Source organism: Neisseriaceae bacterium CLB008 (assembly GCA_041228285.1).
GTDB lineage: Bacteria > Pseudomonadota > Gammaproteobacteria > Burkholderiales > Neisseriaceae > JAGNPU01.
In genome coordinates, this window is the sequence record CP166133.1 from 3038464 (window position 1) to 3058635 (window position 20172).

Here is a 20172-nt window from a genome sequence, read left to right on the forward strand (position 1 = left end):
CCATGATCAATACCGCCCTCAACGCAGCGGCCCCCAACCACCCCAATGATGGCCACGCCTGTGATGTGGCCATCATCGGGGGCGGCTTGGTGGGCCGTTTATTGGCTTGGCAGTTAGCCCAAGCCAACCTCACCCTCCACCTCTATGAAGCTGGCAGCCCCGCAGGCGAAGGCGCCGCTGCTTATGTGGCCGCAGCCATGCTCACGCCCCTAGCGGAAGCCACGGCAGCCGAGCCGCAGATCATCGAAATGGGTTTAGCCAGCGTCGAGCGCTGGCAACACATCATTCAGCAGCTGACGCAGCCGGTGTTTTTTCAACAGGCCGGCAGCCTTTTAGTCTGGCACCCACAAGACGGCGCCGAAGCCAGCCTGTTTTATCGACGCTTACAGCGCTATTTAAGCCCTGAAGCCTTAGCCGCTCAAGTCGTCGGCCAAAGTGAAGCCCAGCTGGCCGCTTTGGAGCCGGCCTTAGCCACGCGCTTTAAAGAAGCGCTGCTCCTTAAAGGCGAAGGCCAATTGGACAACCGTCAGGTGCTGTCGGCTTTACTTGCCGACTTAGCACAACGCCCCAACGTTCAGCTGTCTTGGCACACTTCGGTCACCCCCGATGCGCTGCCTCAGCCAGCAACCCTCATCGTGGACTGCCGCGGCTTTGGCGCCAAAAAACGCTGGAACACCGTCCAATCGCCGACAAAATCGTCTACCCTACGCGGCATACGTGGTGAAGTGGTGCGCGTGTCGGCACCCGAGGTGTCGCTCAATCGCCCAGTGCGGCTGTTGCATCCGCGCTATCCCATTTACTGTGCGCCCAAGCAAAACGGCCTCTTTGTGATTGGCGCCACCGAACTGGAAAGCGAAGACCGATCTAATGTGTCGGTACGCTCGGCCCTAGAGCTGCTGTCGGCATTACACACCTTGCACCCAGCCTTTGCCGAAGCGCGCATTCTGGACATGAGCAGCCACTGTCGGCCAACCCTGTCGCATCACCTACCGGAAATTCGTCACCACGCCGACAGCCCCATCATTGACGTTAACGGCCTCTACCGCCACGGCTTTTTGATTGCGCCGGTGGTGGTTGATGCTGCCGCTCAACTGATCCTGGCTCGCCTACACCAGCGCATCACGCCCGACTGGGCCCTCAGCCAACCCCGCCCTGATTTATTTACCTGGATGAAGCAACCATGAATATTTACCTCAACCACCAGGCCAAAACCGTACCGGAACGCTACAGCTTGGCCGAACTGCTCGTCGCCATCGACGCCCAAGCGCCATTTGCCGTCGCCCTCAATAAAACCTTTGTGCCCAAAGGGCGCTATGCCGATACCTGGCTGCAGGCCGACGACTATGTCGACGTTGTTCAGCCCGTAGTCGGTGGCTAAGGAGGCCACATGAACGATACCCTTAAGCTGTATGGCCATACATTTAATAGTCGATTGCTGTTGGGCACGGCCAGCTACCCCTCCCCAACCGTACTCCAAGAAGCCGTGGCCCTGACCCAACCGGCCATGATCACCACGGCACTGCGTCGCCAAGGCGTGGTCGGCGCTGAAAATGGTCAGGCCTTCTGGGCTTTATTACAGGCCATGGACGCCCCGCTATTGCCCAACACTGCTGGCTGCTTTGACGTCACCGAAGCCATCACCACTGCTCATATGGCGCGCGAAGTGTTTGGCACCAACTGGATTAAGCTCGAGCTTTTAGGCGACGACGACACCCTCCAGCCCGACATGCAAAAATTAGCCCTGGCGGCAGAAGAATTGATCAAAGAGGGCTTTTATGTGTTACCTTACTGTACCGAAGACCTCGTTGCCTGCCGTCGTTTACTCGATGTGGGCTGTCAGGTATTGATGCCTTGGGCGGCGCCCATTGGCACGGGTAAAGGCCCGGTCAACCCCTACGGCCTAAAGCTATTGCGCCAGCGACTGCCCAATACCCCCCTCATCATTGATGCCGGCATAGGCCTACCCTCACATGCCTGCCAAGTCATGGAATGGGGCTTCGATGCGGTGCTGTTAAACACCGCCGTGTCTAAGGCTGGAGACCCTGCCATGATGGCCCAAGCGTTCGCCCAGGCCATCAGCGCCGGACGAGCGGCTTATTTGGCCAGCCCAATGGCCGAGCGCCAAGCCGCTCAAGCCAGTACGCCCACCGTGGGCATGCCTTTTTGGCACACTCAGTAATCCCTCTTTTCTAATCACGCTGCCTCGTGCAGCGTCTGAGGGCGCGGCTCACTAATCGGGGTCGCGCCCTTCTCGACTGGGGCCTTGCGCTGACTGCGCGCGCCATCCGCTTGGCGTTTGCTCCGTCGTTACCCACACAAGGAATCTATATGATGAATCCGTTTAACTTTCCGCCTTGCATTGCGCCTTTAGGCTTTTACGCCGTGGTACCCAGCGTCGAATGGGTGGCTCGCTGCGTTGACGCTGGCGCCGACACCATTCAACTACGCAATAAAGACTTACAGGGTGAAGACTTACGCACCGCTATTCAAGCCTGCGTTGATCTAACCCGCAACAGCAACAGCCAGTTTTTCGTCAATGACTATTGGCAGCTAGCCATCGAATGCGGCGCCTACGGCGTCCACTTAGGCCAAGAAGACATGGACGTGGCCGACCTAGCCGCTATTGCCTCTGCCGGCCTACGCCTAGGCTTAAGCACCCACAGCACCGAAGAGATGGATCGTGCCCTCAGCGTTCACCCAAGCTATGTAGCCTGCGGCCCGATTTACGCAACCACCACCAAAAAAATGAGCGCCAGCCCGCGCGGCCTTGAGCGCCTACGCGCCTATGTACAGCAAGCTGGCGACACCCCAACCGTGGCCATTGGCGGCATTGATTTAGACCGCACGCCCGGCGTTCTGTCCACAGGCGTGAGTAGCGTGGCCGTAGTGCGCGGCGTTACCGAGGCAGAAGACTACCGCACGGCTATTGCGGCCTTCAAAGCCCTTTTCCCTCACAGCTAACCCACAGACTTATCCACAGAGTTACCCACACCCACAAAAAAGCCCAGCAAATGCTGGGCTTTTCTTTAAAATAAACTTAAAAAACCGTGTCTAACCCTTGAATTGGGTTAAATACTTGCGCACGTCGTCCCCCAACTGTGGCGCCACCTGACGCCACAAATCGATGGCTTTATCCACAACCTGCGGATCACTCACGCCCGTCATATGGCGGGCAATATTTTGTGCGGTGCGGTCTTTCTGACCCGCGTCAAATAGGTTATAGAGCGCTGCGGGCTGGCTAAAGTAGTCGGTATCGTAGTCTCTAAAATCAAAGTGTAAAGCCGTTTTTTCTAAGGCCAATGGTGGCTCTTGATCGCCGGTCGCCACATAATCATTAAAACGGTTAGGCGCATAGTTGACGTTACCGCCACCGTTACCGTCTACGCGCATGGCGCCGTCTTTATGGGTATTGTGATACGGGCATTGTGGTGCATTCACGGGAATTTGGGTGTGGTTGATGCCCAAGCGATAGCGCTGAGTATCGCCATAGGAGAAAATCCGCCCTTGCAGCATGCGATCCGGTGAGTAGCCGATGCCTGGCACAATATTGGCAGGGGTAAACGCAGCCTGCTCTACTTCGGCAAAGTAATTTTCAGGGTTACGGTTCAGCGTAAACTGCCCCACCGGAATCAAAGGATAATCGCCGTGCGGCCATACTTTGGTCAGGTCAAACGGATGGATGGCGTAGCTGTTGGCTTCGGCTTCGGGCATGATTTGCACAAACAGCTTCCAAACAGGATAGTCGCCTTGCTCAATCGCATTAAATAAATCTTCTTGCGCTGATTCGCGCGTCTGGCCGACTTTGTCAGCGGCTTCTGCATCGGTAAAGTGCTTATGGCCTTGCTGGTTTTTAAAGTGGAATTTCACCCAAAAACGCTCATTTTTAGCATTGATGAAGCTATAGGTGTGGCTACCAAAACCATCAACGTTTCTAAAGCCAGTGGGTAAACCACGATCCGACATCAAGATCAGCACTTGATGGTAGCTCTCTGGCGTACGCGACCAAAAATCCCAAGCGGCGGTGTTGTCTCTCAGATTGGTTTTAGGATCGCGCTTTTGGGTGTGGATGAAATCAGGAAACTTAAGCGGATCACGAATAAAGAATACCGGCGTATTGTTACCAACCAAATCCCAATTGCCTTCATCGGTGTAAAACTTCATCGCAAAGCCGCGCACGTCGCGCTCGGCATCGGCCGCACCGCGCTCGCCCGCCACCGTCGACATCCGAATGAACATATCGGTTTTTTTGCCCACTTGGCTAAAAATACTGGCCTTAGTGTATTGGCTGATGTCGTGCGTCACTTCAAACACACCGTAAGCGCCAGACCCTTTGGCATGCACGACACGTTCAGGAATCCGCTCACGGTCAAAGTGGGCCAGCTTTTCCAACAGCCATGCATCCTGTAACAGAATCGGGCCTTTAGGGCCGGCGGTGAGGCTGTTATCGTTGTCCACAACGGGCGCGCCCGAGCCATGGGTTAAGGTAATGGCTGATTTTTTTTGGTTCATGTCGTGCTCCTTATCAGTATTATGGGTTAATGCGAATGCACTATCTTCATAGTAAGCCAATAAAAAACTTATTGAAACTATTTTTATTATAGCTAATGGCTATTGAGCTCCGCTCAATCAATCAAAGCTTCTTGCTTATGCTGTTAATATAACCTAATTTAATCAATTAGATCACCTCTTTTAATCAAGTCTTGTAAAGACTGTCTATGGCAAAAGACACCTGCGACAGTTCTTCAATGAAACGCTGCTCCACCTGGCTGAGCATCCGCTCCTTATGCCAGAGTAAATACACCGGAATCGTTGCCACTGGCTCCTGCGGCAACAGCGCGCGTAAAAGCGGCGCCACATATTCACTTTGGGCCACATGATCAGGCAAGCAGCCAATGCCGTAACCAGCGCTTAACAGCCGCACCACCTCATCCAGACTATTGGTCACCGCCATCACCTTACCCGTGTAGCCGTGATTGTCGCGAAACACCGTTAACGGCGACAGCACATCGCCAATTTGTGCGCTTTGAAAAGCCACAAAATCCTGTCGGCGTAACACCTCTTGGGTGATATTGGGCTCATTAAATAAAGGATGGTGACGACCACAATAGAGGCCATAGCGTTGATTAAACAGCAGCCGTTGCTCAATTTTATCCGGCGCCACCCGACACAGACCAAGCCCCAGCGCCGTGGTTTTCTGAGTCAAATAACGCAAAATATCGACGCTTTTAATCACCTCAATGTCTAAGCTGACCAAGGGATAGCGCTGTTTAAATCCACTTAAAAAAGCATCATAGGCCTGGCTTTGAATACGGCTGACCACCAGCAGCTTTAAATGCCCAGCCAGCGCTTCAGCTGCATGAGGGCTGGTGATTTGGCTCTCTAGATTGGCCACTTCCCCATACATCAAACGGGCCGCTTGAAAGCAAGATTCGCCTAAAGGCGTCAGCAAAAACTTTTGCCGCGTGCGTTCAATCAATTGATGCCCTAGCTGCGCCTCCATACGCTTCAGGCTTTGGCTCACCGCCGATTGGGTTAAGTGCAACCGCACCGCAGCTTTACTAATACTGCCTTCTTGCACAATCACCATAAACGTATGCAATAACGACCAATTCAACCGATCGGCAAATCTTTTATCCACAGCCTCATCCTTTGTTATATTAATTTTTTTAATGTTGAATATTAAAATAAAACCATTGAGCAGGTACAGGGTTTACGTTACAACAGAATAGCTGGACATAAAATAATCACAAAAAACCGTTGTCACCCTAAAGCTTTCACAAAGGAGCGTCCCTTGTCTACACTGCCACAAAAACAACCGGTGCGGGCGGCCACGGCCGCCTTCGTCGGCACCATGATCGAATGGTATGACTTTTATATCTACGCCTTGGCCTCAGCGCTGATCTTCGGCCATTTATTCTTTGCCACCGACAATACCTTCATTGGCACCATGGCGGCATTTGCCACCTTTGCCATCGGTCTTTTCATTCGGCCCTTAGGCGGTGTGGTGTTTGGCCACATCGGCGACAAAATCGGCCGTAAAAAATCTCTGGTGATCACCCTATTCATGATGGGCGGTGCCACCGTGGGCATCGGTCTGTTACCCACCTATGCCCAGGCCGGTATTTGGGCGCCGATCTTACTGGTCGTGCTGCGCCTCATCCAAGGCTTGGCCATTGGCGGCGAATGGGGCGGTGCCGTCTTAATTGCCGGCGAGCACGCCCCGAAAGGGCGCCGTAATTTTTTTGCTTCGTTTGCCCAATTGGGCAGCCCCGCTGGCCTGATTCTCGCCACCTTTGCCTTTAAGCTCATCTCCAGCATGCCTGAAGACGTCTTCAATAGCTACGGCTGGCGGCTGCCGTTTTTAGCCAGCTTTGTGCTGCTGGTGGTGGGGTTTTGGGTGCGCAACGGCGTGCATGAATCGCCGGAGTTTCTGGCACAAAAGGCTGAACAGGACGCCCAAACCACCCCAACCCAAGCCCCCATCATGGCCGTCTTGGCTCATTCCAAAAAACTGATCCTATTGGCCATGGGCGCCAACGTCATCAGCGTGGCGGGCTTTTACTTTGTCAGCACCTTTATGGTCGCCTACGCCACTCAATACGCCGGCATCGACAAGAGCATGGTGCTCAACGCCCTCCTCATTGTGGCGTTTTTCCACCTCATCAATACCCCCTTTTCAGCCTGGTGGGGCGAAAAACGCGGCACTCGCGGTTTTCTCATGCTGATTTCAGCCCTATGTGCCTTCACGCCTTACCCCATGTTTATCTTGGTGCACACGGGTGAGCTGCCGTGGATTGTGCTCGGCCTGGCCTTGCCCATGCTGTGTATGTCGAGCTTTTTCTCCTTAATCGCTGGCTACACCAGCAGCCTGTTTCCCGTCCACCTACGCTACACCGGCATCTCCATGGCCTACCAGTTTTGCGCCGCCATCGCCGGCGGCCTGACCCCGCTTATCGCCACCGCCATTGCCCAGCAGTTCGTCGGCAACTGGCTGCCCTTGGCCCTATTTTTTACCTTTTTAGCCCTGATTAGCCTCGTGTCGATCACCATTTTGCATCCACGCCGCTATCCACTTTACGAATCCGTTGATTAAGGACCCGACATGAACGTTTTTTATCACCCCGAACAAATGAAACACCAGCCGCTCAACTATTATTCGCGCGGCAAAATGCGCACGCCACAGGAAAAACCCGAGCGCATGAGCGAGTTTTTAAAAGCCATCGACAGCCTAGCGTTGACCTTAACCGAGCCACAAGATTTTGGCATCGACCCCATTACCGCCGTCCACGATCTGGGCTTTGTGCATTTTTTAAGAACCGCCTATCAGGAATGGCATGACTTGCCGGAAGACTGGGGGGAAGAAGTCCAATCAAATATTTTTGTGCGTGAAAACAATCCTTTAATCGGCATCCTTGCCAAAGCCGGGCGCTATCTGGCCGACGGCAGCGCCCCCATCGGCAAACACACCTGGACTTCGGCCTATTGGGCCGCTCAAACTGCTCTAGGCGCTGCTCAATCCTTACTGGATGGCGCTCCAATGGCGGTAGCGCTCACGCGCCCCGCCGGCCACCACGCCCGTAAAGACGGCGCCGGCGGTTTTTGCTATCTGAACAACGCCGCCATTGCCGCCCAGTTTATGCGGGCCACTCATCAAAAAGTGGCCATCATCGACACCGATATGCACCACGGCCAAGGTGTACAGGAGATTTTCTACGACCGTAGCGATGTCCTCTACACCTCAGTACACGGCAGTCCGGTTAATTTTTATCCTGCCGTCGCCGGCTTTGAAAATGAACGCGGCCGCGGCGCAGGTGAAGGCTATAACCTCAACTTCCCCATGCCGCACGGCATCGATGAAGCCGGTTTTTTCCAGCACGTTGACCAAGCCATTGAAGCCGTCCACACCTTTAACCCCGACGTGGTGGTGCACATCCTTGGCTTCGACGTCTACGTCGACGACCCACAGTCTAAAAGCGCCGTCAGCACCGAAGGCTTTCGCCGCCTGGCGCAAAAAATCGCCGCCATCAATAAGCCCACCATGGTCTTGGTCGAAGGCGGCTATCTGGTCGAAAAGCTGGCCGACAACCTCACGGCCTTCATGCAAGGGCTAGAATCCTAACCACGGCCCAAACAAAAAACCCACCTAAGCGGTGGGTTTTTTATGTTTACAGCCTACTTCATGCTGCCGACCATGTCTTCCGGGCGTACCCAAGCGTCAAACTCAGCCTCGGTTAAATAGCCCAAAGCCAAGGCCGATGCTTTAAGCGTCGTGCCTTCTTTGTGCGCTTTTTTGGCAATCTCAGCGGCCTTGTCGTAGCCAATGTGGGTGTTCAACGCCGTCACCAGCATCAACGAATCGTTCAATAGCTGGGTAATGCGCTCACGATTAGGCTCAATGCCGATGGCGCAATGCTCATTAAAGCTACGCATACCGTCAGCCAATAAACGTACCGACTGCAAGAAATTATCAATGATCATCGGACGGAACACGTTCAGCTCAAAATTGCCCGACGCCCCGCCAATATTGATGGCCACATCGTTGCCCAACACTTGCGCACACAGCATGGTTAACGCTTCACACTGAGTCGGGTTCACCTTACCCGGCATGATGGAGCTGCCTGGCTCGTTTTCTGGAATAGACAATTCGCCAATGCCCGAACGTGGGCCTGATGCCAGCCAGCGCACGTCGTTGGCAATTTTCATCAACGATGCCGCCAAGCCTTTCAAGGCCCCATGGCTGTGTACCAAGGCATCACAAGTCGCTAACGCTTCAAACTTATTCGGCGCAGTCACAAACGGCGCCCCGGTTAATTCAGCCAATCGTTTGGCCACCCGAACCGCGTATTCAGGGTGGGTGTTCAAGCCTGTCCCCACGGCCGTACCGCCTAAGGCCAGTTCCGACAGATGAGGCAGACTTTGTTCAATATGGCGGATGCTGTTGCCCAACATCGCCACCCAGCCTGAAATCTCTTGGCCTAGGGTTAAGGGGGTAGCGTCTTGTAAGTGGGTCCGGCCAATCTTCACCACGTCTTTAAACGCGGCCGACTTCCCCGCTAAAACCGCCTGTAAAGCGTGTAGCTCAGGCAATAACTGCTCACGCACGGCCAACACCGCTGCCACATGCATCGCCGTGGGAAACACGTCGTTTGAACTTTGGCTTTTGTTCACATCGTCGTTGGGGTGAATCACGCGCGCCATGCCGCGCTCACCGCCCAATAGCTCAGAGCCACGGTTGGCCAAAACCTCATTCATGTTCATATTGCTTTGGGTGCCCGAACCGGTTTGCCAAATCGCCAATGGAAACTCTGTCGGGTGCTGGCTAGCCAACACCTCATCGGCGGCCGAAATGATGGCGTCTGCACGCTCTTTCGGCAACAGGCCCAGATCACAGTTAACGGCGGCAGCCGCCTGCTTGGTCAGGGCCAAGGCGTGAATCAAAGCGGTAGGCATTTTTTCAGTGGAAATACGGAAGTGTTCTAAGGAACGTTGGGTTTGAGCGCCCCATAATTGGGCGGCAGGCACGTCGATCGGGCCCATAGAATCTCGTTCAATACGATTACTCATGAATACGGTGTCCTTTAAAAAAAGAATTGATCAAGCCAACGTACGTCAGACCCATGCATCTTCCCCGCCAGCCCTTGGATTCATTCACCCATTTACTGTACGCCAAACTAAGCCACCTGACCACCGCCGCATCCGCCTTACTATCGAGGCCGTAAAAAACCCCTATACACCACATTAAGGGCACACAGGGGTCGATAAAACGCGTGATTTAAGCTAATACGGGGGTTTCGTGTAGATAGCGCCACCGCCACTGCCCATCCGCCGACACCTGAACTTGCGCCACCGCCACACGCCGCGTCTCCACCTCTCCTAAGGTATGGGTTTCTTGATACTGCACCCACACCTGATCTTCGGCCACGCTCAACGTGGTCACGTGGCTGATGCTGATCACCAAGTCAGGACGCTTACCCAATCCACTGTGAAACAGCTGGGTGACTGCCGCTAAATTAACCTTGGCGCCTGAAATGGTCACCATATTAAATTCAGGATCAAAATGCTGCAGCAGCTGTGCATAAGCCGACTGAGCAGAGGCTGCCCCGGTAAAAACGGCGGCAATCAAATCATGTAAGGCCACCACGCTGTGATGGGCCAACGCTTCAGGGCTAAGTTTAGGGTTCATACAACGCTCCTTGGTTTATTGAGTTTAGCCACCGCCACGAGGGACAATAATCCCAGCAGAGCGGCAAAAATAAAGGTGTATTGATAGGCCAATGCAGGCGCGAGGTGCTGACTAAAGATGCCCAGAATCATGGTTAAAAGCGCCACCCCAATGCTGAACGACACCTGCCGATTGATGTTCCAAATGACGCTGGCTTTGGCCATGTCAACGCCTTCAAAATCGATTAAGGCCGTGGTTTGGGCCGTATTGGCACACAGCCCCCCGCCGATGCCCATCAGCGCATAAGCGCCCAATAAGAGGCTCAAATCCGCTTGACTGACCACCCAAAACAGGCTGGCAATGCCGAGATTGTGTACCACAATACCTAAGCCAAACAGCAGCCGTGGCCCTAGCCGAACATAGCTACGCCCACCCAATAGCATGGCCATCAGCGCGCCAACGGCATACACAAACATAAAGCGGCCCGTGACCTCTGCGCTAAAGCCGATGTACTGTTGCAAATAAAAAATCGTCAACACGTTCACCCCGGTAAAAATCCCAGGTATCGCGTAATACACCGCAATAGACGCCCGCAGCGGCCGATTGCGCAACAGCCTCAGCGCCACGATGGCACGATCTGGCTGGCGCTGCTCATGCCGCCGATAAGCCCACAGAAAAATCACGCTCACGGCCAGCAGCCCCAACGCCCAGGCCGCTTCCCCCTGATCGCCATATAAGGACAGCGCCCACAGCAGCAGCGCCAAGCCTAGGCCAATTAACCCCAAGCCATATACATCTGGTTTGGCCACTGTTTGAGGTGCCTCTGGGCGCAACCATCGCCAGGCCAAGCTCGCCGCCAACAGTGAAAAGGGGACATTACTGAAAAACACCCAGCGCCAAGAAGCATGATCAACAATCGCCCCACCGATCGAGGGCGACAGCGCCGGCGCCAACAGCGCCACCGCCATCACCACGGTTGATATCTGGCTGCGCTGTCGTCCCTGAAAAAGGCCAAAGGTTAAGGCCTGGCCAACCGGAATCAGCAAACCGCCACCCACGCCCTGCACAAAGCGCCACAGCACCAAACCATAAAAACTTTGGCTCAGACCACACAGTGCCACCGCCACCGAAAAAATCAGCATGGCTGCGGTCAGTAAACGCCGGCTGCCATAACGCGCCGCCAGCCAGGGCGACAAGGGCATGATCACGGTTAAGCCTAAAATATAGGCATTGGTCACCCACGTCACCCATGCCGGCGACACCGCCATCGCGGCGGCAATGTCGGGTAAAGCAATGGCCGACATAAAAATATTGATGCAATCAATGAAAAAGCCGATTAAGAAAATCAGCGCGACCTGATGTCGATAACTCATGGTGTTTCCTCCAGGCTGCGATTTTACGAGTCAGTGCTATCAAGGTCGATGCAGTTAGATTAAAATAATTGTTTGATCCAATTAAACAATAGGCCGATTATGCAAAGCCAAATAAAACAAATCCAAACGTTTTTACAGGTGGTGGAATTTGGCTCCTTTACCAAGGCAGCCGACCACCTCAACATCAGCCGAGCCATGGCCAGTATTGACGTCAAAACCTTAGAACAAAAGCTAGGCGTCAGCCTCTTGGTACGCAGCACTCGCCGCCTCGCCCTAACCGAAGCCGGCCAATCTTTTTATCATGACTTTAAAGCCATCCAAGGCCAAATGGCCCAGGCCTTCGAACGCGTACAGCAAGACCACCACGCCATCAACGGCACCCTGAGAATCACGTCCACTTATGAGTTTGGTAGCCAATACGTCTTACCCCTCATCGGCACCTTCTGTCGCCAATACCCAGCATTAGACGTCCACTTTGCTTTCGATTCCAGCCTCAACGACCTCATCCATGATCAATTAGACCTCGTGATTCGCTTGGGCACGCTCAAAGATTCCGCCTTTAAAAGCCGCACCCTCGGCCACTACGACATCGTGCTGGTGGCCGCACCAGAGTTTGTGCACGCCCACCCCTTAACCCAGCCACAGGATTTACAGCACTGCCCGTGGGTTATCCACAGCGCGCTTCAAGCTCATGGCAGCTGGCCGCTATCCCACCCCACTTTAGCCAACGCCAGCCTAACGCCACCAAGTGGACGCTACGTAGCCAATACCGCCAGCGCCATTCGTAGCCTAACCCTTGAGGCGCTGGGCGTGTCTATTTGCCCCTTTTGGCTGGTTGCCGACGATCTGACCCAAGGCCGCCTGATTCAGGTGTTGCCAGATTACCGCCTGCCACAGCAAAGCATTCAACTCTTGTATCCGAATCAAGCCTACCTGCCGCAAAAAACCAGGGTGTTTATCGACTTTTTACGCGCCCACCTCAACCCAACAGGCTGGACCCTACCCACGTAAAAAAACACGCCGTAGCGTGTTTTAAATAGCACCTTATCTTAGCCAATGTCCTCTGCCTCATCGGGTAGATACACCAAGAGGTCACCAGGCTGGCAGTTCAAATGCTGGCAAATGGCTTGCAGTGTAGAAAAGCGTAAGCCTTTCACTTTTCCTTGCTTCAGCAAAGAGAGGTTCTGCTCAGTGATGCCCACCAGCGCGGCCAAATCCTTAGACTTCATTTTGCGCTTAGCCAGCATGACATCCAATTGAATTTCAATCGCCATGTTTCGCCTTAAATAAATTGTTTGTTTTCATCAGCCACCTCACTCGCAGCACCTAAAATACGCGCCACCATCACCACGCTGGCCGCAATAAACAAGGCCACAAAGGCTGAGGGCTGTAAGCTTAAGCTCAGCATACGATGCCCCGGTGGCGCCATCATGGTCAGCCATAAGCTCAGCAAGGGTTCACACACAAAGACCAGCACCACCCACAGCGCCACCGCCTTGCCCATCTTACCTAAATGTACGGCCGCACCCACGGTAAAGTAATCACCGCGCGCATAGCAGGTAAACAGCAAGTATAGCTGATACAAACCCAATGCCAAAACCCATAGCGGTAGGCCAGAGATCAGCATGGCACCCAAGATCTGCCACCAAGGCATCGCCGCGACGTCAATGCCAAGCGAGGGCACTAATCGATCGGTTAAACCAAAGCCAAAGCCGTAACCGCCGTCAACAGAGGTCAGATTCGGCCATACCCAATAGGCCGTATTTAACAGCAACATGGCCGCCATGAGCACCAAAGTCAATAAGGCCATGCGTTTGGCCATTTGAGCCAGTTTTTTTGTTTCCATAAGCGATTCTCCATTAAGAAGTGCCTATAGTAATCTTTTTATTATCGTTTTACAATCATTTTTTAACGCACAAAGATCATATAAAGATAACACCAACATGATATCCACAGAGTTATACACAATCCCGCTCAGTTTATAGCTATGCTTATAGACGCTTGGTTCAGCAGCTAATTTTAATTCACGTCATGCCTAGCCGCGATAAAAACAAGCCCTATAACACTAACTTATCCCCATCATATGGCCATAATGGCACAAAATCAGCCCTCAAGACTTGGCTCACTATCATCAACAGCAGTAAGTCTAGAAACATGGCTTAGCACGCTCATCATCACTAGGCTCAAGGCCTGTGGATAACATACTTCTTTGAATAATCGGTTTAAATCATCCACAGCTAAAGCGTTTACACCCTTAAGCACTACCGCTGCTTAAAGGTTGTGGATAAAATAAACCTGTGAATTTTTTGAGTCGATAATACCTTGAGACATCATTTTGAAATGAGTCATCAGATCAGCTTTATGTACACCCACCCTACCAGCCGCACCGCCACGCGTAGGGTGGGTAAAGCGTAGCCTACCCACCATGACTTATAGCGGCACAGCCATGAATCACCAGACGCCAGACGCAACAAAACCCACCGTCAGGTGGGCTTTGTTTTGGGTGTACGGGGTAAGGCTGTGTCTATCGGTTCAACGCGTGGGTCACGACCCATCCTACCGGCCGCACGGCCCCGCGTAGGGTGGGTAAAGCGCAGCCTACCCACCATGACTTATAGCGGCACAGCCATGAATCACCAAACGCCAGACGCAACAAAGCCCACCGGCAGGTGGGCTTTGTTTTGGGTGTACGGGGTCAGGCTGTGCGCTTCAGCAGGGCTTAAGGCCACCATCGGTGGGCACGCTGCGCTTTGCGCCACCCTACCATATTTGCGCCACCCTACGGTATGGGCACTACCCTACGGTTGTGCACTACCAATAAAATAAGCCCTGTTGCAATCGCAACAGGGCTTAAGTATGGGGAGTTTGGCGGTGACCTACTTTCACATGGGCATCCACACTATCATCGGCGCTAAGTCGTTTCACTGTCCTGTTCGGGATGGGAAGGAGTGGTACCAACTTGCTATGGCCGCCAAACAAAAAACGGTAACAAATTAAAAGCCTAATCAATTTAGTCGATTTTATCGTATCAATATATAAGGTGATGTATCGGGTAATATACACACATACAGCCTGTAAGCTTCATCTGAATTCTTCACTTATGTCTTACACAAGTTCTTCAAATGATAGAGTCAAGCCTCACGAGCAATTAGTATCAGTTAGCTCCACACATTACTGTGCTTCCACACCTGACCTATCAACGTCCTGGTCTAGAACGACTCTTTAGGAGGGTTAAACCCTCAGGGAAATCTCATCTTCAGGAGAGTTTCGTGCTTATATGCTTTCAGCACTTATCTCGTCCGAACTTAGCTACCCGGCGATGCGACTGGCGTCACAACCGGTACACCAGAGGTTCGTCCACTCCGGTCCTCTCGTACTAGGAGCAGCCCCTGTCAAATTTCCAACGCCCACTGCAGATAGGGACCAAACTGTCTCACGACGTTTTAAACCCAGCTCACGTACCACTTTAAATGGCGAACAGCCATACCCTTGGGACCGACTACAGCCCCAGGATGTGATGAGCCGACATCGAGGTGCCAAACTCCGCCGTCGATATGAACTCTTGGGCGGAATCAGCCTGTTATCCCCGGAGTACCTTTTATCCGTTGAGCGATGGCCCTTCCATACAGAACCACCGGATCACTATGTCCTGCTTTCGCACCTGCTCGACTTGTCGGTCTCGCAGTTAAGCTACCTTTTGCCATTGCACTATCAGCACGATTTCCGACCGTACCTAGGTAACCTTCGAACTCCTCCGTTACTCTTTGGGAGGAGACCGCCCCAGTCAAACTGCCTACCATACACGGTCCCCGATCCGGATAACGGACCTGGGTTAGAACCTCAAAGGGGTCAGGGTGGTATTTCAAGGACGGCTCCACCAACACTAGCGTGCTGGTTTCATAGCCTCCCACCTATCCTACACAAACCACTTCAAAGTCCAATGTAAAGCTACAGTAAAGGTTCACGGGGTCTTTCCGTCTAGCAGCGGGTAGATTGCATCTTCACAACCACTTCAACTTCGCTGAGTCTCAGGAGGAGACAGTGTGGCCATCGTTACGCCATTCGTGCGGGTCGGAACTTACCCGACAAGGAATTTCGCTACCTTAGGACCGTTATAGTTACGGCCGCCGTTTACTGGGGCTTCAATCCAGAGCTTGCACCCCTTCATTTAACCTTCCAGCACCGGGCAGGCGTCACACCGTATACGTCCACTTTCGTGTTGGCACAGTGCTGTGTTTTTAATAAACAGTCGCAGCCACCTATTCTCTGCGGCCTCTGTCAGCTCATTGCGCAAGCAAATCACCAACAAAGGCATACCTTCTCCCGAAGTTACGGTATCAATTTGCCGAGTTCCTTCTCCTGAGTTCTCTCAAGCACCTTAGAATTCTCATCCTGCCCACCTGTGTCGGTTTGCGGTACGGTTTTATATTAGCTGAAGCTTAGTGGCTTTTCCTGGAAGCGTGGTATGAGTCACTTCAGATCCGTAGATCCTCGTTATCACTTCTCGGCGTTAAAGAAGGGCGGATTTGCCTACCCTTCACGCCTACCGGCTTGAACAAACTATTCCAACAGTTTGCTGACCTAACCTTCTCCGTCCCCACATCGCACTAATATAAAGTACAGGAATATTAACCTGTTTCCCATCGACTACGCATCTCTGCCTCGCCTTAGGGGCCGACTCACCCTACGCCGATTAACGTTGCGTAGGAAACCTTGGGCTTTCGGTGTGCGGGCTTTTCACCCGCATTATCGCTACTCATGTCAACATTCGCACTTCTGATACCTCCAGCAGACTTCTCAATCCACCTTCAACGGCCTACAGAACGCTCCTCTACCATATGCACAATAAATTGTGTCATATCCGCAGCTTCGGTTATCAATTTGAGCCCCGTTACATCTTCCGCGCAGGACGACTCGACCAGTGAGCTATTACGCTTTCTTTAAATGATGGCTGCTTCTAAGCCAACATCCTGGCTGTCTAAGCCTTCCCACTTCGTTTACCACTTAATTGATCATTTGGGACCTTAGCTGGCGGTCTGGGTTGTTTCCCTTTCGACAATGGACGTTAGCACCCACTGTCTGTCTCCCAAGCTCGTACTTTCTGGTATTCTGAGTTTGCCATGGGTTGGTAAGTCGCAATGACCCCCTAGCCATAACAGTGCTTTACCCCCAGAAGTAATACTTGAGGCACTACCTAAATAGTTTTCGAGGAGAACCAGCTATCTCCGAGTTTGTTTAGCCTTTCACCCCTATCCACAGCTCATCCCCTAATTTTGCAACATTAGTGGGTTCGGACCTCCAGTGCGTGTTACCGCACCTTCATCCTGGCCATGGATAGATCACTCGGTTTCGGGTCTACACCCAGCAACTAGACGCCCTATTAAGACTCGGTTTCCCTACGCCTCCCCTATACGGTTAAGCTCGCTACTGAATGTAAGTCGTTGACCCATTATACAAAAGGTACGCAGTCACGGAACAAGTCCGCTCCCACTGTTTGTATGCATCAGGTTTCAGGTTCTATTTCACTCCCCTCCCGGGGTTCTTTTCGCCTTTCCCTCACGGTACTGGTTCACTATCGGTCGATTACGAGTATTTAGCCTTGGAGGATGGTCCCCCCATGTTCAGACAGGATTTCTCGTGTCCCGCCCTACTTGTCGTACGCTTAGTAAGCATGATGTGTTTTCGGATACGGGGCTATCACCCACTATGGCCAACCTTTCCAGGTTGTTCTCCTAACACACTATGTATCACGTACAGGCTGATCCGCGTTCGCTCGCCACTACTTACGGAATCTCGGTTGATTTCTTTTCCTCTGGGTACTTAGATGGTTCAGTTCTCCAGGTTCGCTTCACATGACCTATGTATTCAGTCATGGATACCATGATCACTCATGGTGGGTTTCCCCATTCGGACATCGTGGGATCAAAGCTCTATTGCCAGCTCCCCCACGCTTTTCGCAGGCTTACACGTCCTTCATCGCCTGTAATCGCCAAGGCATCCACCTGATGCACTTATTCACTTGACTCTATCATTTCAAGAACCTATTGACTTTGCTTGCTTTGGGGGTTGACGCCCCTCCACTTGCTTAAGTTTCTACTCTGACAAAGCTTACTGCTGTTGTGTGTATCTCATACGCCTTTTGTTAGTTTCGTATGAGCTACTTCGATACAATCACCCAATATATATTTTTGATTTCGTGTTGCCGCTAACTCAGTATAAATACTAGCTAGCTAACGTGACGAAATCGGTAAAACTAACATTGATTGATTTCGGCTTCTAATTTGTTAAAGATCGATGCGTTGTCTGCTTAAGTTTCCGATGAATCGGAGACTAAGAGACGGTGCAAATTAAATTGAGTTGCGCATTATAAGCTTTTTACAAAGCTTGTCAATCGCATTCACGATTTAATTTGAACCGTCGGGTTCGTTTGCAAAGTTAAGTCAATCAGTGGTGGAGGCAAACGGGATCGAACCGATGACCCCCTGCTTGCAAAGCAGGTGCTCTACCAACTGAGCTATGCCCCCTCTTTGGGGTTGATACCCTATGATTCCTAATGATTGGTGGGTCTGGGAGGACTTGAACCTCCGACCCCACGCTTATCAAGCGTGTGCTCTAACCAGCTGAGCTACAAACCCTTAGGTCTCGTTAAAGTGTCTTAACTTTACGCATCTTTTACTTACAGATTCCCGATAAGTGTGAGTACTTCTTTGCCCCACTTTTTATTTCTCTAGAAAGGAGGTGATCCAGCCGCAGGTTCCCCTACGGCTACCTTGTTACGACTTCACCCCAGTCATGAAGCATACCGTGGTAAGCGGATTCCTTACGGTTATCCTACCCACTTCTGGTATCCCCCACTCCCATGGTGTGACGGGCGGTGTGTACAAGACCCGGGAACGTATTCACCGCGACATTCTGATCCGCGATTACTAGCGATTCCGACTTCACGCACTCGAGTTGCAGAGTGCGATCCGGACTACGATCGGCTTTAAGAGATTGGCTCCACCTCGCGGCTTGGCTACCCTCTGTACCGACCATTGTATGACGTGTGAAGCCCTAGCCATAAGGGCCATGAGGACTTGACGTCATCCCCACCTTCCTCCGGTTTGTCACCGGCAGTCTCATTAGAGTGCTCAACTAAATGGTAGCAACTAATGACAAGGGTTGCGCTCGTTGCGGGACTTAACCCAACATCTCACGACACGAGCTGACGACAGCCATGCAGCACCTGTGTTACGGTTCCCGAAGGCACATCCAACTTTCATCGGACTTCCGTACATGTCAAGGCTAGGTAAGGTTCTTCGCGTTGCATCGAATTAATCCACATCATCCACCGCTTGTGCGGGTCCCCGTCAATTCCTTTGAGTTTTAATCTTGCGACCGTACTCCCCAGGCGGACAATTTCACGCGTTAGCTACGCTACCAAGGACTTTTAATTCCCCAACAGCTAATTGTCATCGTTTAGGGCGTGGACTACCAGGGTATCTAATCCTGTTTGCTACCCACGCTTTCGAGTATGAGCGTCAGTGTTATCCCAGGGGGCTGCCTTCGCCATCGGTATTCCTCCACATCTCTACGCATTTCACTGCTACACGTGGAATTCTACCCCCCTCTGACACACTCTAGCTTGCCAGTTCTAAACGCAATTCCCAGGTTGAGCCCGGGGCTTTCACATCTAGCTTAACAAACCGCCTGCACTCGCTTTACGCCCAGTAATTCCGATTAACGCTTGCACCCTACGTATTACCGCGGCTGCTGGCACGTAGTTAGCCGGTGCTTATTCTTTAGGTACTGTCATGACTACAGGGTATTAACCTATAGCTTTTCCTCCCTAACAAAAGTACTTTACAACCCTAAGGCCTTCTTCATACACGCGGCATGGCTGGATCAGGCTTTCGCCCATTGTCCAAAATTCCCCACTGCTGCCTCCCGTAGGAGTCTGGGCCGTGTCTCAGTCCCAGTGTGGCGGATCATCCTCTCAGACCCGCTACTGATCGTTGCCTTGGTAGGCTTTTACCCCACCAACTAGCTAATCAGATATCGGCCGCTCAAATAACGCAAGGTCCGAAGATCCCCTGCTTTCCTCCGTAGAGCGTATGCGGTATTAGCCATCCTTTCGGATAGTTATCCCCCATTACTTGGCACGTTCCGATATATTACTCACCCGTTCGCCACTCGTCGGCAGAAGAAGCAAGCTTCTTCCCCGCTACCGTTCGACTTGCATGTGTAAAGCATGCCGCCAGCGTTCAATCTGAGCCAGGATCAAACTCTTATGTTTAATCTCTAAGCTATTACTAATTCTGGTCTGCTTTCTCAAATTCATTAACGAGATATTTCTATCTCATACATAAATCTTAAATTGCAGTGTGAGGCTCGAAGCACTCACACTTATCGGTTATCTGTTCTGTTAAAGAGCGTTGCTGACTGGGTTTGTTTCGTTCCGTCATCAGCAGAGGAAGCGAATTATGGACGAACCCCTGATAATCGTCAACCCCTATTTGCCATTAATTTGCTAAAAAACCACCAAAAATAAGCAAAAGACTGTTTTAACTGGGTTTTATGCGGCATCTTTTTTAAAAGAATTTATAGGCAGTGCTGGAAAACGGCGAAAAGCCTGTGGTTGTTGGCGTTAACCGTGGC

General features: G+C 52.2%; 14 protein-coding genes, 2 tRNA genes and 3 rRNA genes. 7 read left to right on the plus strand and 12 right to left on the minus strand.

Annotated features, from left to right (window positions below):
* Window positions 1–2 precede the first annotated feature (2 nt).
* The 4 genes from AB8Q18_14110 to thiE all read left to right on the plus strand — a co-directional run bounded on the left by AB8Q18_14110 (window position 3) and on the right by thiE (window position 2961).
* Window positions 3–1184 carry an FAD-dependent oxidoreductase gene (locus AB8Q18_14110; GenBank protein ID XDZ51288.1) on the plus strand — a complete coding sequence of 394 codons (1182 nt, stop codon included), beginning with the start codon at window positions 3–5 and terminating at the stop codon, window positions 1182–1184.
* On the plus strand, window positions 1181–1378 hold the full coding sequence (gene thiS, locus AB8Q18_14115; GenBank protein ID XDZ51289.1) for a sulfur carrier protein ThiS: 198 nt from the start codon (window positions 1181–1183) through the stop codon (window positions 1376–1378). The genes AB8Q18_14110 and thiS overlap by 4 nt, the downstream gene beginning before the upstream one ends.
* A 9-nt stretch (window positions 1379–1387) precedes the next feature.
* Window positions 1388–2179: a thiazole synthase gene (locus AB8Q18_14120; GenBank protein XDZ51290.1), complete on the plus strand. Its 792-nt coding sequence runs from the start codon at window positions 1388–1390 to the stop codon at window positions 2177–2179.
* A 152-nt stretch (window positions 2180–2331) separates the two neighbouring features.
* Window positions 2332–2961: a thiamine phosphate synthase gene (gene thiE / locus AB8Q18_14125; GenBank protein XDZ52942.1), complete on the plus strand. Its 630-nt coding sequence runs from the start codon at window positions 2332–2334 to the stop codon at window positions 2959–2961.
* A 90-nt stretch (window positions 2962–3051) separates the two neighbouring features.
* On the opposite strand, the gene AB8Q18_14130 is transcribed toward thiE, so the two are convergent.
* Together AB8Q18_14130 and AB8Q18_14135 are read right to left on the minus strand one after the other, a co-directional pair.
* Entirely contained in the window at window positions 3052–4509 is a 1458-nt protein-coding gene (locus tag AB8Q18_14130) for a catalase (protein XDZ51291.1), read from the minus strand.
* 184 nt (window positions 4510–4693) lie between these two features.
* Window positions 4694–5638 (minus strand): LysR family transcriptional regulator, encoded by a 945-nt coding sequence (locus AB8Q18_14135; protein ID XDZ51292.1) that lies wholly within the window; start codon window positions 5636–5638, stop codon window positions 4694–4696.
* Between the two features lie 153 nt (window positions 5639–5791).
* Here AB8Q18_14135 and AB8Q18_14140 point away from each other — a divergent pair, with 153 nt between their 5' ends.
* Both AB8Q18_14140 and AB8Q18_14145 read left to right on the plus strand, forming a co-directional pair.
* Complete coding sequence (locus AB8Q18_14140) at window positions 5792–7093, plus strand: MFS transporter (GenBank protein XDZ51293.1); 1302 nt, start codon at window positions 5792–5794, stop codon at window positions 7091–7093.
* Between the two features lie 9 nt (window positions 7094–7102).
* Complete coding sequence (locus AB8Q18_14145) at window positions 7103–8119, plus strand: histone deacetylase family protein (GenBank protein ID XDZ51294.1); 1017 nt, start codon at window positions 7103–7105, stop codon at window positions 8117–8119.
* Window positions 8120–8172: 53 nt separating this feature from the next.
* On the opposite strand, the gene fumC is transcribed toward AB8Q18_14145, so the two are convergent.
* The 3 genes from fumC to AB8Q18_14160 all read right to left on the minus strand — a co-directional run bounded on the left by fumC (window position 8173) and on the right by AB8Q18_14160 (window position 11535).
* Complete coding sequence (gene fumC / locus AB8Q18_14150) at window positions 8173–9564, minus strand: class II fumarate hydratase (GenBank protein XDZ51295.1); 1392 nt, start codon at window positions 9562–9564, stop codon at window positions 8173–8175.
* Window positions 9565–9772: 208 nt separating this feature from the next.
* Window positions 9773–10183, minus strand: coding sequence for a nuclear transport factor 2 family protein (locus tag AB8Q18_14155; protein ID XDZ51296.1), 411 nt, complete (start codon window positions 10181–10183; stop codon window positions 9773–9775).
* Window positions 10180–11535, minus strand: coding sequence for an MFS transporter (locus tag AB8Q18_14160; protein ID XDZ51297.1), 1356 nt, complete (start codon window positions 11533–11535; stop codon window positions 10180–10182). The genes AB8Q18_14155 and AB8Q18_14160 overlap by 4 nt, the downstream gene beginning before the upstream one ends.
* A gap of 99 nt (window positions 11536–11634) precedes the next feature.
* Between AB8Q18_14160 and AB8Q18_14165 the strand changes: the two genes are divergently transcribed.
* Complete coding sequence (locus AB8Q18_14165) at window positions 11635–12546, plus strand: LysR family transcriptional regulator (GenBank protein ID XDZ51298.1); 912 nt, start codon at window positions 11635–11637, stop codon at window positions 12544–12546.
* A gap of 38 nt (window positions 12547–12584) precedes the next feature.
* Here AB8Q18_14165 and AB8Q18_14170 read toward each other — a convergent pair whose 3' ends face one another.
* From AB8Q18_14170 to AB8Q18_14200, 7 genes are all read right to left on the minus strand, one after another.
* Entirely contained in the window at window positions 12585–12809 is a 225-nt protein-coding gene (locus tag AB8Q18_14170; GenBank protein XDZ51299.1) for a helix-turn-helix domain-containing protein, read from the minus strand.
* Window positions 12810–12817: 8 nt separating this feature from the next.
* On the minus strand, window positions 12818–13381 hold the full coding sequence (locus AB8Q18_14175; GenBank protein ID XDZ51300.1) for a DUF2975 domain-containing protein: 564 nt from the start codon (window positions 13379–13381) through the stop codon (window positions 12818–12820).
* A gap of 1017 nt (window positions 13382–14398) precedes the next feature.
* A 5S ribosomal RNA gene (gene rrf, locus AB8Q18_14180) occupies window positions 14399–14511 on the minus strand.
* A 151-nt stretch (window positions 14512–14662) separates the two neighbouring features.
* A 23S ribosomal RNA gene (locus AB8Q18_14185) occupies window positions 14663–17560 on the minus strand.
* Window positions 17561–17983: 423 nt separating this feature from the next.
* Window positions 17984–18059 (minus strand) — tRNA-Ala (locus AB8Q18_14190).
* Between the two features lie 34 nt (window positions 18060–18093).
* A tRNA-Ile gene (locus tag AB8Q18_14195) sits at window positions 18094–18170 on the minus strand.
* A 96-nt stretch (window positions 18171–18266) separates the two neighbouring features.
* Window positions 18267–19810 (minus strand): 16S ribosomal RNA (locus AB8Q18_14200).
* The 16S, 23S and 5S rRNA genes sit together here with 2 tRNA genes alongside, the layout of an rRNA operon.
* Between the last annotated feature and the right edge of the window lie 362 nt (window positions 19811–20172).

What these genes read in the sequence shown, in the direction of transcription:
- AB8Q18_14110 (XDZ51288.1), top strand. Translation starts at nt 3, where the DNA reads ATGATCAATACCGCCCTCAACGCAGCGGCCCCCAACCACCCCAATGAT.
- thiS (XDZ51289.1), top strand. Translation starts at nt 1,181, where the DNA reads ATGAATATTTACCTCAACCACCAGGCCAAAACCGTACCGGAACGCTAC.
- AB8Q18_14120 (XDZ51290.1), top strand. Translation starts at nt 1,388, where the DNA reads ATGAACGATACCCTTAAGCTGTATGGCCATACATTTAATAGTCGATTG.
- thiE (XDZ52942.1), top strand. Translation starts at nt 2,332, where the DNA reads ATGAATCCGTTTAACTTTCCGCCTTGCATTGCGCCTTTAGGCTTTTAC.
- AB8Q18_14130 (XDZ51291.1), bottom strand. Translation starts at nt 4,509, where the DNA reads ATGAACCAAAAAAAATCAGCCATTACCTTAACCCATGGCTCGGGCGCG.
- AB8Q18_14145 (XDZ51294.1), top strand. Translation starts at nt 7,103, where the DNA reads ATGAACGTTTTTTATCACCCCGAACAAATGAAACACCAGCCGCTCAAC.
- fumC (XDZ51295.1), bottom strand. Translation starts at nt 9,564, where the DNA reads ATGAGTAATCGTATTGAACGAGATTCTATGGGCCCGATCGACGTGCCT.
- AB8Q18_14155 (XDZ51296.1), bottom strand. Translation starts at nt 10,183, where the DNA reads ATGAACCCTAAACTTAGCCCTGAAGCGTTGGCCCATCACAGCGTGGTG.
- AB8Q18_14160 (XDZ51297.1), bottom strand. Translation starts at nt 11,535, where the DNA reads ATGAGTTATCGACATCAGGTCGCGCTGATTTTCTTAATCGGCTTTTTC.
- AB8Q18_14165 (XDZ51298.1), top strand. Translation starts at nt 11,635, where the DNA reads ATGCAAAGCCAAATAAAACAAATCCAAACGTTTTTACAGGTGGTGGAA.
- AB8Q18_14170 (XDZ51299.1), bottom strand. Translation starts at nt 12,809, where the DNA reads ATGGCGATTGAAATTCAATTGGATGTCATGCTGGCTAAGCGCAAAATG.
- AB8Q18_14175 (XDZ51300.1), bottom strand. Translation starts at nt 13,381, where the DNA reads ATGGAAACAAAAAAACTGGCTCAAATGGCCAAACGCATGGCCTTATTG.